General features: G+C 70.8%; 14 protein-coding genes. 4 read left to right on the forward strand and 10 right to left on the reverse strand.

Going from position 1 to position 13,476, the window contains the following annotated elements; translation table 11 throughout:
- Window positions 1-60: 60 nt before the first annotated feature.
- A complete protein-coding gene (locus tag ACYQPG_RS21900; RefSeq protein ID WP_461231755.1) occupies window positions 61-1,086 on the reverse strand; it encodes an ArsR/SmtB family transcription factor in 1,026 nt (341 codons plus the stop codon).
- 123 nt (window positions 1,087-1,209) lie between these two features.
- On the opposite strand from ACYQPG_RS21900, the gene ACYQPG_RS21905 reads away from it, so the two are divergent.
- Complete coding sequence (locus ACYQPG_RS21905; RefSeq protein WP_461231756.1) at window positions 1,210-1,791, forward strand: histidine phosphatase family protein; 582 nt, start codon at window positions 1,210-1,212, stop codon at window positions 1,789-1,791.
- An 8-nt stretch (window positions 1,792-1,799) separates the two neighbouring features.
- Here ACYQPG_RS21905 and ACYQPG_RS21910 read toward each other — a convergent pair whose 3' ends face one another.
- The 4 genes from ACYQPG_RS21910 to ACYQPG_RS21925 form a co-directional block, all read right to left on the reverse strand.
- Window positions 1,800-2,696: a bestrophin family protein gene (locus ACYQPG_RS21910; protein WP_461232498.1), complete on the reverse strand. Its 897-nt coding sequence runs from the start codon at window positions 2,694-2,696 to the stop codon at window positions 1,800-1,802.
- Between the two features lie 240 nt (window positions 2,697-2,936).
- Window positions 2,937-3,872 carry an ROK family protein gene (locus tag ACYQPG_RS21915; protein WP_147906969.1) on the reverse strand — a complete coding sequence of 312 codons (936 nt, stop codon included), beginning with the start codon at window positions 3,870-3,872 and terminating at the stop codon, window positions 2,937-2,939.
- On the reverse strand, window positions 3,872-5,254 hold the full coding sequence (locus tag ACYQPG_RS21920; RefSeq protein ID WP_147906968.1) for a dicarboxylate/amino acid:cation symporter: 1,383 nt from the start codon (window positions 5,252-5,254) through the stop codon (window positions 3,872-3,874). The genes ACYQPG_RS21915 and ACYQPG_RS21920 overlap by 1 nt, the downstream gene beginning before the upstream one ends.
- A 973-nt stretch (window positions 5,255-6,227) precedes the next feature.
- Window positions 6,228-7,601 carry an RsmB/NOP family class I SAM-dependent RNA methyltransferase gene (locus ACYQPG_RS21925; protein ID WP_246693271.1) on the reverse strand — a complete coding sequence of 458 codons (1,374 nt, stop codon included), beginning with the start codon at window positions 7,599-7,601 and terminating at the stop codon, window positions 6,228-6,230.
- 57 nt (window positions 7,602-7,658) lie between these two features.
- Between ACYQPG_RS21925 and ACYQPG_RS21930 the strand changes: the two genes are divergently transcribed.
- Complete coding sequence (locus ACYQPG_RS21930; RefSeq protein WP_147897031.1) at window positions 7,659-7,883, forward strand: DUF1674 domain-containing protein; 225 nt, start codon at window positions 7,659-7,661, stop codon at window positions 7,881-7,883.
- A gap of 14 nt (window positions 7,884-7,897) precedes the next feature.
- Here ACYQPG_RS21930 and ACYQPG_RS21935 read toward each other — a convergent pair whose 3' ends face one another.
- Complete coding sequence (locus ACYQPG_RS21935) at window positions 7,898-8,914, reverse strand: 2-keto-3-deoxygluconate permease (RefSeq protein WP_461231757.1); 1,017 nt, start codon at window positions 8,912-8,914, stop codon at window positions 7,898-7,900.
- A 219-nt stretch (window positions 8,915-9,133) separates the two neighbouring features.
- Here ACYQPG_RS21935 and ACYQPG_RS21940 point away from each other — a divergent pair, with 219 nt between their 5' ends.
- Complete coding sequence (locus ACYQPG_RS21940) at window positions 9,134-9,442, forward strand: cupin domain-containing protein (RefSeq protein ID WP_147856879.1); 309 nt, start codon at window positions 9,134-9,136, stop codon at window positions 9,440-9,442.
- Between the two features lie 10 nt (window positions 9,443-9,452).
- Here ACYQPG_RS21940 and ACYQPG_RS21945 read toward each other — a convergent pair whose 3' ends face one another.
- Both ACYQPG_RS21945 and bluB read right to left on the reverse strand, forming a co-directional pair.
- Complete coding sequence (locus tag ACYQPG_RS21945) at window positions 9,453-9,962, reverse strand: L,D-transpeptidase (RefSeq protein WP_147907943.1); 510 nt, start codon at window positions 9,960-9,962, stop codon at window positions 9,453-9,455.
- A 150-nt stretch (window positions 9,963-10,112) separates the two neighbouring features.
- Window positions 10,113-10,751 (reverse strand): 5,6-dimethylbenzimidazole synthase, encoded by a 639-nt coding sequence (bluB, locus tag ACYQPG_RS21950; protein WP_187193647.1) that lies wholly within the window; start codon window positions 10,749-10,751, stop codon window positions 10,113-10,115.
- A gap of 481 nt (window positions 10,752-11,232) precedes the next feature.
- On the opposite strand from bluB, the gene ACYQPG_RS21955 reads away from it, so the two are divergent.
- Window positions 11,233-11,607, forward strand: a complete 375-nt coding sequence (locus ACYQPG_RS21955; RefSeq protein ID WP_147857607.1) for a DUF2794 domain-containing protein — start codon at window positions 11,233-11,235, stop codon at window positions 11,605-11,607.
- A gap of 16 nt (window positions 11,608-11,623) precedes the next feature.
- Here ACYQPG_RS21955 and ACYQPG_RS21960 read toward each other — a convergent pair whose 3' ends face one another.
- Complete coding sequence (locus ACYQPG_RS21960; protein ID WP_461231758.1) at window positions 11,624-12,520, reverse strand: dihydrodipicolinate synthase family protein; 897 nt, start codon at window positions 12,518-12,520, stop codon at window positions 11,624-11,626.
- A 97-nt stretch (window positions 12,521-12,617) separates the two neighbouring features.
- Window positions 12,618-13,388 (reverse strand): Bax inhibitor-1/YccA family protein, encoded by a 771-nt coding sequence (locus tag ACYQPG_RS21965; RefSeq protein ID WP_147907945.1) that lies wholly within the window; start codon window positions 13,386-13,388, stop codon window positions 12,618-12,620.
- Window positions 13,389-13,476 lie beyond the last annotated feature (88 nt).

The raw sequence follows: 13,476 nt of genomic DNA on the forward strand, positions 1-13,476 counted from the left end.
ATGTCGGTCGGTTCAGACGATAAGGGTGACAGGTTGTGTGAGGGTCGCCGGACTTCGGGGTCAGGCGACCGCTCGCTGGAGCGGTTCGGCGGCGCGGTCGAGGCCGGGCTGCCGGTGACCGGCTTCCTGCGCGAGCCACAGCGTGACGGTCAGCTGGCCGACCTCCCGGGGCACCAGATCGCGGGTTGCGACCGTGGCGAGCCCAGCCTCGGCCAGCCAGCCGGAGACTTGGTCCGCGGAGAAGCCGAGCCGGCGATGGGCCTGGCTCGTCCGCAGGAATTCGAGATCGTGCGGCGCGAAATCCACCACCAGGAGCCGTCCGCCCGGCGCCACGAGACGCACGGCGCCCCGCAGGGCACGGGCCGGATCGTCGAGATAGTGGAGCACCTGATGCACCACCACCAGATCGAAGCTCGCCCGGGCGAAGGGCGGCGCGTGGATATCGCCCTGGCGCAAGTCCACGCGCGACAAACCCCGCCGCTCCAGGTTGGCCCGGGCGACCGACAGCATGGCGTGGCTCGAATCGAGGCCAGTGGCCCGGGCGGCCCGCGGGGCGAGCAGGCCGAGCATCTTGCCGGTGCCGGTGCCGAGATCGATCAGGCTGCCGAGGGGGCGCTCGCCCAGCGCATCGAGGACCGCCGCCTCGACCGTCGCCTCGGGAACGTGCAGGGAGCGCAGCTCATCCCATTTGGGCGCCAGTCGGGCAAAGAAAGTCTGGGCCGTCTCGGCCCTCTGGGTGCGGACCGCGTCGAGCCGGGCCCGATCCTCCGAGAGCGGTGGCGTATTCCGGTCCAACCCGGACAGGAGGGGGTCGGCCAGGCCGGCACGGGCCTCGGACAGGCGGAAGAAAGCCCAGGCTCCTTCCCGATGCCGCTCGACGAGACCGGCTTCCACCAAGAGCTTGAGGTGGCGTGAGATGCGCGGCTGCGACTGGCCCAGGATGTCGGTGAGGTCGGAGACCGACAATTCGCCGTCGGTGAGCAGCGCCAGGATGCGCAGGCGCGTCTCCTCGGCCGCCGCGCGCAGGACGCCCAGGGCTTCTGGAAAAGGGATCGATCCCGCCGTTCGACTCTCAGCGCTAGACATAAAGATATGTTTATGTCCGTTTCATCGGAGGCGCAAGGGTGATGTTGCGGTGCCAGCGTATTGCCTGGTTTTTGGGTGCCGGATGCGCGCAGGTGCGTTGCGTGCAGGCACCCGGAGGCGCGCATGTCCCAGACCAAGCTCCCACAGATCACTCTGGTCCGACACGGTGAGACCGCCTGGAGCTTGTCCGGGCAGCATACCGGGCGCAGCGACATCCTGTTGACGCCGGTGGGCGAGGCGGCGGCCCGTACCCTCGCGCCGCGCCTGGCGGCCGGAGCCTATGCGGCGGTCTGGTCGAGCCCGTCGAGTCGTGCGGCGACCACCTGCGCGCTCGCGGGGTTCGGCGCGGCCCGCACGATCGACCCGGACCTCGCCGAGTGGGATTATGGCGCCTACGAGGGCCGGACCACGAAGGAGATCCTGGCCGAGCGCCCGGGCTGGCGGCTTTTTCGCGACGGCTGCCCCGGCGGCGAAACGGCCGCCGATGTCGGCGCCCGGGCCGACCGGGTCATCGCCCGGATCCGCGCCCTGGATGCGGACCTGATCCTCTTTTCCAGTGCCCATTGTCTGCGCGTGCTCGCCGCCCGCTGGATCGGCCTGCCGCCGGAGGGCGGCGCGCTGCTGGTGCTCGGTACCGCCAGCGTCAGCGTGCTGGGCTACGAGCACGACCGCAGCGAACCGGTCCTGCGTGCCTGGAACGCCTGATCCCGGCGCTACCGCAGCCAATACCCGTCCGGTGCGAGCGGCGCCGGCATCGGTTCGCCCAGGGCGTGGTGGACGATGCGGTCGACGGCCCGGACCATCGCGTCGAGGGGCAGGTCGTTCGGCTCGGTGCCGAACGGCTCCTCCAATTCGTCGCCGAGGGCGTCGAGGCCGAAGAACGTGTAGCCGACGAGCGCCACCACGACCGGCGTCGCCCAGCCGAGCGAGCCCGCGAGGCCCACCGGCAGCAGCAGGCAGTAGAGCCAGGCCGTACGGTAGACGAGCAGCGTGTAGGCGAAGGGCAGCGGCGTGTTGGCGATCCGCTCGCAGGCGGTGTGCACCCCGGACAGGGCCTCGATCCGGGTTTCCAGAAGGCCGAACTGGATGTCGGTGAGGCGCCCGGCCCGCATCAGCCCGGCGAGGTCGCGGGTCATGGCGGCCAGGACCGAATCGGTCGGGTTCGGGCCGCAGAGGTCCGAGCCCAGCGCCTTCCCGTCCACCGCGCGGGCCTCGTCGAGGCCGCGCAGGCGGGCGTGCAGGCCGTGCGCGAAGGCCGACAGGCGCCGCAGCTGGGGCGCCGCCTCGGCGGCCGGCAGCAGGGCCGGCATCAGGCGGGCGAGGTTGCGCACCTCGCCGATCAGGCTGCCCCAGGCCTTCCGAGCCTCCCACCAGCGCTCGTAGCAGGCGTTGTTACGGAAACTCAGGAAGATCGACAGGGCGAGGCCGACCAGCGTGAACGGCGCGACCCCGGCGGTCACCGGGAAGAAAGCGGGCCAGCGCGCCTCCGCCCAGACCACGAGGCAGGAGACCGCGACGATCCCGACGAGTTTCTGGGCCACCCGCGGCAGGATCGAGCCCTGCATCGTGAATAGCAGGGTGAACAGGTTGGGCCGGGTGCGGACGATCATCGGGGCTTCGCGGTAGCGGGTGCGGCCCTCCTGCCCTGCCCTCCCGGCATGGGCAAGGGGCCCGCCGTACACGTCCCTGTGGTCTCCCCCCTGTGGCCTCCCGCCGCCTTGCCCCGGGCTGCGCCGCCCGGCCGGGCCTTGGAGGTAACTTTCAGGTTCGCCCGACGCCCGCGATGTCCAAGGCTCCTCCGGCGCCGGCGCATCGGCATCCCGGAGCGGCGGCCAGCTCTCGAGCGGGTGTTATCGGTCGGCTTCCCAGAGCCAGGCCGCACCGCGCACCCCGGAGGCGTCGCCATGGAGGCTGGCGCGCACGGGGGTGTCGAAGGCGTCGGAGAAGACGTGCGGGGCGATCGCACCGGGCAGTCCGGCGATCAGCTCGGGGATGCGCGACAGGCCGCCGCCAATCACGATCACGTCCGGATCCAGCAGGTTGACCACCTGGGCCGCGGCGCGCCCGAGCCGGTCGAGATGCGTCGTCAGGGTTTTCCGCGCGTCCTCGTCGCCGTCGCGGGCGGCAGAGACGACAGCCTCGGCGGTGCGATGGCCGCCGTGCCGACGGGCATGGTCGGCGGCGAGTCCTGGCCCGGACAGCCAGGTCTCGACGCAGCCCCGGCGACCGCAATAGCAATCCGGTCCTGGCTGCTCGTCGGGGGTGGGCGCCGGCAGGGGGCCGTGGCCCCACTCGCCCGCGATGCCGTTGCGGCCGGTGAGCACGCGGCCGTCGATGGCGATGCCCGATCCGACCCCGGTGCCCAGGATCACCGCCCAGACCACCCGGGCGCCGGCCCCGGCGCCGTCGACCGCCTCAGAGACCGCGAGACAGTTGGCGTCGTTCTCGATCCGGACCGGACGGTCGAGCCGCTGCGCGAGGTCGATCCCGAACGGATGACCGTTGAGCCAGTGGGAGTTGGCGTTGCGCACGAGGCCGGTCGCCGGCGACAGGCTGCCGGGCATGCCGATGCCGACGCTGCAAGGAGCGCCGGACGCGGCGCCGGCTTCGGCTTCCAGTCGCTCCACCAGGGCGGCCAGGGCGTCGAGGGTGCCCCGGTAATCGCCGCGCGGGGCCGGGACCCGGGCCTCGGCCAGGGTCGCGCCGCTGGAATCCAGCACGATCCCGGCGATCTTGGTGCCGCCGAGATCGATGCCGAGGCGAGCCCGCCCGCTGGGCGCCGGCATCACTCCGCCGCAGCGACCTTGGTGACCTTGGTGTCGGTCCCCATCGGCTGCGGCGCGTGGTCGGAGATGTCGGTGCCGATCGCGACCGGATGGGCCATCACCTCGTTGAGCTTGGCCATGTCGAGCTCGCCCTCCCAGCGGCTGACCACCACGCAGGCGACGCCGTTGCCCACGAGATTGGTGAGCGCGCGGCACTCGGACATGAACTTGTCGATACCGAGCACCAGGGTCATGGCGGCGACCGGGACCGGGCTGTTCGGGATCGCCGAGAGCGTGGCCGCCAGGGTGATGAAGCCGGCGCCCGTGACGCCGGAGGCGCCCTTCGAGGTCAGCATCGCCACCAGGATGATCGTCGCGTATTGCGCGAAGGTCAGGTCCGCACCCACCGCCTGCGCCAGGAACAGCGTGGCGAGCGTCATGTAGATGTTGGTGCCGTCGAGGTTGAACGAGTAGCCGGTCGGGACCACGAGGCCGACCACCGAATCCGAGGCGCCGAGCCGGCGCATCTTGGTCATCAGCTGCGGCAGCACGGTCTCCGACGAGGACGTGCCGACCACGATCAGCAGCTCGTCCTTGATGTAGGCGAGGAAGCGGAAGATCGAGAAGCCCGCGACCTTGGCGATGCTGCCCAGTACCACGACCACGAACAGGATCGCGGTGACGTAGAAGGTGCCGACCAGCCAGGCGAGGTCGTAGACCTTCTGGATGCCGTACTCGCCGATGGTGAACGCCATCGCGCCGAAGGCGCCCACGGGGGCGAGCTTCACCACGATGCCGATGATCTTGAAGAAGATCTGCCCGGCGGTATCGATCGCGCTGTTCACCGCGGCCGCGCGCTCGCCGAGGCTGGTCACGACCACGCCGGTGAGGATCGAGATCAGAAGCACCTGCAGCAGGTCGCCGGTGGCGAAGGGATCCAGGAAGCTCTTGGGGATGATCGCCAGGATGTGGGCGACGGTGGAATCGGCGGCCGCCTTGTTGGCGTAGCTCGCGACCTTGCTGGCATCGAGCTTCGTCGGGTCGGCGTTGAAGCCGGCACCCGGCCGGATCACCTCGCCGACCAGCACGCCGATCAGCAGCGCCAGGGTGGAGACGACCTCGAAATAGACCAGCGCCTTCACGCCGACCCGGCCGACCTTCTTGAGATCACCGACAGACGCGATGCCGTGTACGATGGTGCAGAAGATGATCGGCGCGATCATCATCTTGATCAGGCCGATGAAGGCGTCGCCGAGCCACTTCATCGCCTTGCCGGTGGCCGGGTCGTACCAGCCCAGCAGGACGCCGAGCACGATGGCGATCAGGACCTGGATATAGAGGACCTTGTACCAGGGCTCGCGGGGAGCGCCGGGCGCGGTCGTCGCGTGGGTTGCGTGTGCCATATCCATCCCGTGCACGGTTGCCGTGCATCCTCCCGATTTGGCGGCACGCTAGCGATAATCGTTCCCCGCCTCAACGGCGGCTCCGCCTTACTCCTCGAACGAAGTGTGACAAAAACCTATCGATCCCCGGCCGAAAGATCTCGGCGGCGGATATTCATCAGCCAACCTAGTCGATCCAGACCAGACGGATCGAATCAACGGTTCGCACGCGACCTCCCGACAGGCCTCATCGTCCCCGCGCGCCTGGTGCGCCGGGGGCATGGCCCAAGAAGATTCAGCACGCTGGACGCGGGACGCCGCGGGAACCCAGGTGTCGGCCAAGTTACGCGCGGGATCCGATCCCCGCGGCGACCCGCGGCATCGGCCGGGCATGGTCCCCGGCCGGTGCCGTCTGTCTCGTCGCGATGTCTGTGCGACGCCCCGATCCCCGCGACTCCGTGTTAGCGGTCACTGCCCATGGCGCCCAAGCCGCAATCGCAGCCGAGACGCCCCCGGAACCCGCATCACCGCCGTGGCCTTCCACCCGACATCCGCCTCGTAGTGGGCGGGTCCGCAGGTTTCTGAGGGTCACGCCCAGATCCGGGTCGCCGCGGGGGCATTTCCGCACCCCGCCGGGCAGACTACCGCCCGATCTTCACGCCCGCATCCGAGACACGCCCTGCATCGGCACGCCGCCCGGGGCGATGGCGGCTGAGAGCCACCGACGCGGGCATCGCCCCATCCCCCGAGCCCGCCGGTCAGCCACCGGACGGACCCCCGAGGAGCGCCGTGGAGTCACCCCCACACCGCCGAAGGACAGGTGACGGCTAATGAGCACAAAATAGGAACATTGTCAAGGGCGGCGTAGGGTGCCGATCGGCCTGCACCCGGTCGCGCGCGGTCCCTCGCCCAAGGATCCGCCCGTTCTCGATCGCGTGCTCTGCTCGGATGCGTCGCCGCGCCCGCGATGACGGAAAGGGCCGCGGGGCGCTCCTCACCCCACGCGTTCGAGCCGGCTCGCGAAAAAGCCGTCCAGGCCGCCGCGGGCGCCCGGGACCTCGGGCAGGTGGCACGGCAGGGTGCGCAGGTCCCCGTTGCCGTCGATCATCTCGGCCGCGCCGCCGATCTCCTCCGGCCGCACCGGCACGCGCGCGAAGCGGGTGTCCCGGGCCAGGAAGGCGGCGATCTGCGCTTCGCCCTCCTCGGGCTCCAGTGAACAGGTGCAGTAGACCAGCCGACCGCCCGGGCGCACCAACTCGGCCGCGCTCTGGAGGAGCCTGACCTGGAGCAGCGACAGCCGGATGATGTCGGACTTCGACTTGGTCCAGGCCACGTCGGGGTGGCGCCGGATCGTGCCGGTGGCCGAGCACGGGGCGTCGAGCAGCACCGCGTCGTGGTCCTGGGCCTGGAAGGCCAGGGCGTCGGAGACCGCGATCTCGACGTCGAGGCCGAGGCGGGCGACGTTCTCGCGGAGGCGCTCCAGCCGCGGCGCCGAGCGGTCGACCGCCGTCACCCGCGCGCCGGTGGCAGCGAGCTGCATCGTCTTGCCGCCCGGGGCGGCGCAGAGATCGAGCACCCGGGCGCCCGCCTGCGGGGCGAGCAGCCGCGCCGGGATCGCGGCGGCGGCGTCCTGAACCCACCAGGCGCCCTCCTGGAAGCCCGGCAGGTCGGGAATCGCCGGCCCGTTCTCCGGCAGCCGGAGGGAGCCGGTCGGCAGGCGCACCGCACCGAGCGGCTCGACCCACGCGGCCGCGTCGCCGCGTGGGGTCAGGTCGATCGCCGCCCCGGCGAGATGGGCCTGCGCGATGGCGGCCGCCCGCTCCGGTCCGTAGGCCGCGACCCAGCGGCTCGCCAGCCAGTCCGGCGTGTTGACGGCCAGCGCGTCGGCGGAGGCGGCCAGGATCGCGTCGCGCTCCCGCACGACCCGGCGCAGCACCGCGTTGACCAGGCCGGCCAGATGCGCGGTGCGGTTGTCCCCCTTGGCGAGTCGCACCGCGCAATCGACCGCGGCGTGGTCGGGGACCGCGAGGTCGAGGATCTGGGCCGTCGCGGTGGCGAGCAGCGCGGTGAGCCGCGGCTTGTCGACCGGCAGGCCGCGCTCGAGCCGGGCGGCGAGGGCCGCCCGGATCAGGCCGTAGCGCCGGAAGGTCGCCACCGCGATCGCCCGGGCCAGGCCCGCATCGGCGGGGCTCAGGTTCTCCGTCCGGATCGCCTGGGCCAGGGTCTCCTCGAGGGCCGGGGGGCGCTCCTGGCCGATGATCTCGGCCACCGCATTCAGGGCGGCCCGCCGGGCGCCGAGCCCCGCGGTGTCGGGCGTACCCGTCGATGTCTCGACCGGAATGTTGCGGCCTGTGTCCCGCGATGCCACTTCTACTCCTGAACCCGATGATCCGCTGACACACGCCCTCACACCCGAGCGACCGCGATGCAAGACCCGAACGGACAGGATGCGACCGATGGCGCCGCCGCGGCCCCGCGCAAACTCAGCCCTGCGGCCGAGCGTGCCCTGGCCGAGGCGGCCGAGCGCCGGGCCGCGATCGATGCCCGCGCGGCTGCGATCCGCGCCGCGCCGGAGCATCTCGGCCGCGGTGGCCTGGAGCCGGTGCGCTACCAGGATTGGGAGGTGAAGGGTCTCGCGGTCGATTTCTGAGCCGCCCCCCGACCCTACTCCGCGGGCACGCCCTCGAAGGGCGTCGGCGTCGGCGGCGGCTCGGCCCTGGCCTCCGCCGCGCCCGCCCCGAACCGGCGGTACCAGAGCCCGGTGAGGATCGGCACTAGGATCGACGTGACGATGATGCAGATCGTCACCAGCACCGTGGCGGTCTGCGCCGCCGGGGCGAATTGCGGCGCCACCGCCGCGATCGCCAGCGGGTTGGCGGCGGCCGCCCCGGCGGTGGACGAGGCCGCGAGCCCCGCCGTCCCGGTTCCGCCCCCGATGGCCTTGTCGGCCAGGATCAGCGGTATCCCGGTGAGCACGATGACGGCCAGCGCGAGCACGATCCCGAGTCCGGCGAGGGGCGAGAGCAGGTTGTTGAGATCCACCGTGTTGCCCAGCGCGAAGGCGAAGAACGGGATCATCAGCTGGCCGCCCGGGGCGAACAGGGCGCGCAGTTTCGGATCGAGGTTGCCGAGCAGGAATCCGACCAGGAACGGCAGCACCGCGCCGACGAAGATCTGCGGCTCGAAATGCGCCGCCCCGGAAGCGCCCAGGATGATCATGCTCATCAGCGGGCCGGACTCGATCGAGGTCAGGATGAACGCGCCCGCCTCCTCCGGGCTGCCGTAGGTCTGCATCAGGGAGGCGTAGAGCCCGCCATTGGTCATATCCATCGCGCAGACGATCGCGAGGATCGAGAGGCCCGCGAAGAAGCCGGTTTGGATGCCCTCGGGCGGGATGAACAGCGCAGCCACCAGCACGATCGCCCAGGCCGACAGCAGCTTGGTCAGCACGAGGGTGCCGGACTTGCGCAGGACGGTGCCGGTCGCCTTCAGGCTGACCGACGCGCCCATGCAGAAGAACCAGACCGCCAGGATCGGGATCACCCCGGTCATGATCCCCTGCGTGAAGCCCTTGAAATAGGCCGGCGCTCCCGGCGCGAACGTCTTGCACAGGGCGCCCAGCAGGAGCGGGACCAGCATGAGCCCGCCGGGAATCCTGTCGATCGCCGCCTTGATCTGCATGGCGCGTCCCTCCGGTCGATTCGGCGACGCGCCGGACCCAAACGTATTCGCGGCGTCGCACCGGCCCACGCCTCTGTCGGGCGCCTTGTCGGACCGGTACCGCATCCTGTTGTCGCCCCCGGGAGGCGTCAAGCGGCGACCCAGGCCGAGGCCGCGACACCGGGCGCGGAACGTCGCGGGCCGGGCGCCGTTGGGCTGGTTCACCGACAGGAGACGATGATGGCGACGAAGGTATCGGCCCACGGCGCGGCCGCGGGACCGCACGGCGAGATCACCCTGGCCCGCGGCGAGCGACTCGGAATGCGCATGTGGCGGGCCGAGGAGCCGAACGCCGACAAGCCGATGACGTCCTCGCCCCACGAGACCGTGGGCTACGTCATCAGCGGCCGGGCGGAGCTGGTGGTCGGCGGCGAGACGGTCGCGCTCGCGCCGGGGGATTCCTACTGTGTGCCGGCGGGCGCCGAGCACACCTACCGGATCCTCGAGACCTTCACGTCCGTCGAGGCGACGGCGCCGCCGGCGAAGTAAGGGAAATCCCTCACCGGGTCATGTAGACCTGCGCGCCGACATCGACCCGGGCGTAGAGATCGACCACATCCTGGTTGTACATCCGGATGCACCCATAAGACGCGTAGGTCCCGACCGAGTTCGGCCGGTTGGTGCCGTGGATCGCGTACTCTCCGCCGGCCAGCGTCATCGCGGCCGCCCCCATCGGGTTGCTGGGCGAGCCGCCCGCGATGACGTTCGGCAGCCGGGGGTTGTCGCGCTTGACCTCGGCCGGCGGCGACCAGGCCGGGGCGACGTACTTGCCGTCGATCGCGGCCGTGCCGAACCATTGCTTGCCGGGCTTGCCCACCGCCACGGGATAGCGGATCGCGGTGCCGTCGCCGTTAACCAGGTAGAGCTTGCGCTGGGACACGCTGATCACCACCGAGCCCGGCGCGACGCCGTTCTGGAACGGCACCACCTCCCGCGCCTGGGCCGCCCCGAAGCAACCCGCCAGCATCGCGCCGGCCAAACCGAATAAAGCCGTCACCCGACCCGACATCCTGGACTTCCTCGACAAGCGTGAGCGTATGCCGGCCAGTAATCCACGGCCGCGCTTGCCGTTCCCTTGAGCGCTATGGTTGACGCTCTGCTTCTCCCGGGAAGTCTTGGGGAGGGTAAAGAAGTAGCCTCAATCGTGAGGCCGGACGGCTCAGCGCTCAAACAACTGGGTGCCGCGGGGGTCTTCCGCCTGCCAGCCGTGGCGCTCCAGTTCCGGGTCGCGATGCTCCTCGACGGGATGGCCGACGCACAGGTAGGCGACCAGCCGCCAGGTCTCCGGCACCGCAAGGATCCCGGCGACGCGGGCGGGCTCCAGGATCGAGACCCAGCCGACCCCGAGGCCGCGCGCCCGCGCCGCCAGCCAGAAGCACTGAACCGCCCCGACCACCGAATAGGCCAGGGTCTCCGGCATGCTGGCGCGGCCGAGGCCGAGGCCGGTCTCGGTGGCGTCGTCGCAGAACACCGCGAGGTGTTCCGGCGCCTCGTTCAAGCCGGCGAGCTTGAGTGCCCGGTAGCGGGCGGCCCGTGCCGCGTCGTAGCCCTCCGCGGCTGCCGCGTTGCAGCGGGAGAAGTCGCTTGCCACGGCAGCGCGCCGGGTCGGGTCGGACACGCGTACGAACCGCCAGGGCCGGCTGTTGCCCACCGACGGCGCCCGGTGCGCCGCGGCCAGGCAGGCGCGCAGGGCGTCCGGGTCCACGGCGTCCGGCCGGAACCGACGCACGTCGCGGCGCCACGCGAACAGCGTGTCGAGGGCCTGGATGAAGCTGACGTCGAAGGCGGGCGGACCCATGATGCGGCTCGCCTTACCTGCATCCGGCTTCAAACGGGAGAACGAAAACACCCCGGCCGCGCATCGGGCCGCGCATCGGGCCGCGCATCGGGCCGCGCATCGGGCCGCATGTCGGAGCCGGCAGCGGCCTCTCGGGACGACCCTCCTGCCGGGGCGCAGGACAGGCCACGAAAAAAGGCCGCCCAGAGGGGCGGCCTGAAGTCATTGGGTCTCGAAACCTCGGAGTGCCGAATTCTGGAATCCCGACCGGCGACCGAAGGCTGGGGAGCTGGGTTTCGGCCGCTGGTCCGGCAGGAGCCGGCGAGGTTCAGGCAGTGTTGTGCCAGTGCAACGCGGCCCGGGAAAGGCGGCATTCGGGCAGAACCGTGTTTTTTGTCGCTTGGATGTGTCGTGGGCGACACGGGGCCCCGGTGCGGCCACCCTTGCGGGTCGCGGGCGCGGGGGCCATCATTCGGCACAGCATGGGCACCACGGAGTGACGATGACGGAGCGGACGAGCGCGGAGTCGAGGCCCGAGGAAGCGGCGGGCCATGTCATTCCGTTCCCCGCCCGTGCGGAACCCCCGCAGATCGCCTTCAACCGGGACGAGCTGCGCACGATCTTCAACCTCTACGGCCGGCAGGTCGCGGCGGGCGAGTGGCGCGACTACGCCATGGATTTCCGCCGGGACAAGGCGGTGTTCTCGATCTACCGCCGCGCCTCCGAGATGCCGCTCTACCGGATCGAGAAGGACCCGAAGCTCGCCCGCCGCCAGGGCGCCTACGCAGTGATCGCCGCCAGCGGACTGGTGATGAAGCGCGGGACCGAGCTGGCCCGGGTGCTCGCCGTGCTGGAGCCCCCTCCCCGGGCGGTGTGAGTGTTCCAGGATCGCCTCAGGCGAGGTTCAACCGCTCGACGGTGCTGACGATGTCCGCCTGAACCTCCGGCGGCAGCGGCAGGATCGGCCGCGGTGGTTCGGCGCGGCAGAGGCCGAGATGGTCGGCGAGGGCGTAGACCACCCGCAGGCTCGAGTGCGCCTTGAACAGCGCCCAGAGCGGCGCGAGCGCTTCGTTCAACGCCCGGGCCTGCGCGGCGTCGCCGGCCTCGGCGGCGCGCACGATCGCCAGGCAGGTTTTCGGAAACAGGCCGCCGGCCACGCTGAACCAGGCCGTACCGCCCGCGAGCAGCGCCTCGGTCACGTTCCAGTCTCCGCTGAACCCGACCGGAAACTCCGCCGGGACCGCTTCCGTCAGACCGGCAACTCCCGCTTCGGCCGCCGCCGGCTCCGGCGCGGGGCACTTGGCCGCCACGACGCCCGGCAGGCGCGCGATCCGGCCGATCAGCGCCGGCGAGAACCGGAAATGCGTGGTCGCCGGGTTGTCGTAGATCACGAGCGGCAGGCCGCCCTCCCCCGCCACGGCCGCGAAATGCCGATACACCTCGTCGTCGGTGAGCGGCGTGTACGAGACGGGGGCAAGCAGGCCCACGTCGGCCCCCGCGGCCCGGGCCGCCCGAGCGTGCCGGATCGCGTCGTCGGTGCGCAGCGCCCCGATCCCCACCAGAAGCGGCACGCGGCCGGCCACCGCCTCGGCGGCGATCTCGACGACGCGGCGCCGCTCGTCCGGGGACAGGTAGGCGTAGGTCCCGGTGCTGCCGAGCAGGCCGATCGAATCGACCCGTGCATCGACGAGGCGTTCCAGCAGCCGGCACATGGCGGCGGCATCGACGCGGCCGTCCGCGTCGCTCGGGGTGATCGGGAAGGCGGAGAGGCCGGAGATCGGTTGGGGCATGCCGGCATGATAGCCGCCCTCACCCGATCCGCGCAGGCCAAAAAAGAAGCCCCGGCGGTTTCCCGCCGGGGCTTCTGGATCCGGGTTCGTGCGGGACTTAGCGGCGATCGCCGACCAGGCTGAGCAGGAACTGGAACATGTTGATGAAGTCGAGATAGAGGGTCAGGGCGCCGTTCACCGACATCTTGGCCGCCATCTCACCGTCGAAGCTGCTGGAGAGATACATCTCCTTGAGCTTCTGGGTGTCGTAGGCGGTCAGGCCCGCGAAGATCAGCACGCCGAGCACCGAGATGGCGAACTGCAGCGCCGACGAGGCGAAGAAGATGTTCACCAGCGAAGCCAGGATGATGCCAATCAGGCCCATCATCAGGAACGAGCCCATGCCCGACAGGCTGCGCTTGGTCGTGTAGCCGTAGAGGCTCAGCGAACCGAACGCCGCCGCCGTGATGAAGAACACCCGCACCACGCTCGCCCCGGTGAAGACCAGGAGGAGCGAGGACATCGAGGCGCCCATCACCGCCGCGAAGGCCCAGAACATCGTCCGGGCCGACGAGGCCGACATCCGGTCCATCCGCATCGAGAAGACGAAGATGAACGCGAGCGGGGCCAGCATCAGAACCCACTTGAGCGGGCTCGTGTAGAGGGTCTGACCGAAGGAGGTCAGGATCGGGCGCGTACCCTGGTAGGACGCAACCGCGGCCATGTTCAGGCCGAGGGCGACGAGGCCGGAGATGCCGAGCCCGACGACCATGTTGTTGTAGACGCCGAGCATGAAGGTGCGCAGGCCCTGATCGACATCGACCTGGGTGCCTGCATACCCGGACGGCTGCTGGGCGCCGTACCGGAAGGGAGAGTTCTCGAATGCCATGGGAGTTTCCTTGCGGAGGCTCTCTCAGCGTGGTGTTTCGGGCGAGGCCCACGCAGGACCTCTGGCGCCAGGCTGGCACCTCGCACAG

It is taken from the genome of Methylobacterium sp. CM6246 (genome assembly GCF_054818005.1).

What these genes read in the sequence shown, in the direction of transcription:
- ACYQPG_RS21955 (WP_147857607.1), top strand. Translation starts at nt 11,233, where the DNA reads ATGACGGAGCGGACGAGCGCGGAGTCGAGGCCCGAGGAAGCGGCGGGC.
- ACYQPG_RS21945 (WP_147907943.1), bottom strand. Translation starts at nt 9,962, where the DNA reads ATGTCGGGTCGGGTGACGGCTTTATTCGGTTTGGCCGGCGCGATGCTG.
- ACYQPG_RS21940 (WP_147856879.1), top strand. Translation starts at nt 9,134, where the DNA reads ATGGCGACGAAGGTATCGGCCCACGGCGCGGCCGCGGGACCGCACGGC.
- ACYQPG_RS21900 (WP_461231755.1), bottom strand. Translation starts at nt 1,086, where the DNA reads ATGTCTAGCGCTGAGAGTCGAACGGCGGGATCGATCCCTTTTCCAGAA.
- bluB (WP_187193647.1), bottom strand. Translation starts at nt 10,751, where the DNA reads ATGGGTCCGCCCGCCTTCGACGTCAGCTTCATCCAGGCCCTCGACACG.
- ACYQPG_RS21935 (WP_461231757.1), bottom strand. Translation starts at nt 8,914, where the DNA reads ATGCAGATCAAGGCGGCGATCGACAGGATTCCCGGCGGGCTCATGCTG.
- ACYQPG_RS21910 (WP_461232498.1), bottom strand. Translation starts at nt 2,696, where the DNA reads ATGATCGTCCGCACCCGGCCCAACCTGTTCACCCTGCTATTCACGATG.
- ACYQPG_RS21905 (WP_461231756.1), top strand. Translation starts at nt 1,210, where the DNA reads ATGTCCCAGACCAAGCTCCCACAGATCACTCTGGTCCGACACGGTGAG.
- ACYQPG_RS21915 (WP_147906969.1), bottom strand. Translation starts at nt 3,872, where the DNA reads ATGCCGGCGCCCAGCGGGCGGGCTCGCCTCGGCATCGATCTCGGCGGC.
- ACYQPG_RS21965 (WP_147907945.1), bottom strand. Translation starts at nt 13,388, where the DNA reads ATGGCATTCGAGAACTCTCCCTTCCGGTACGGCGCCCAGCAGCCGTCC.
- ACYQPG_RS21960 (WP_461231758.1), bottom strand. Translation starts at nt 12,520, where the DNA reads ATGCCCCAACCGATCTCCGGCCTCTCCGCCTTCCCGATCACCCCGAGC.
- ACYQPG_RS21930 (WP_147897031.1), top strand. Translation starts at nt 7,659, where the DNA reads ATGCAAGACCCGAACGGACAGGATGCGACCGATGGCGCCGCCGCGGCC.
- ACYQPG_RS21920 (WP_147906968.1), bottom strand. Translation starts at nt 5,254, where the DNA reads ATGGCACACGCAACCCACGCGACGACCGCGCCCGGCGCTCCCCGCGAG.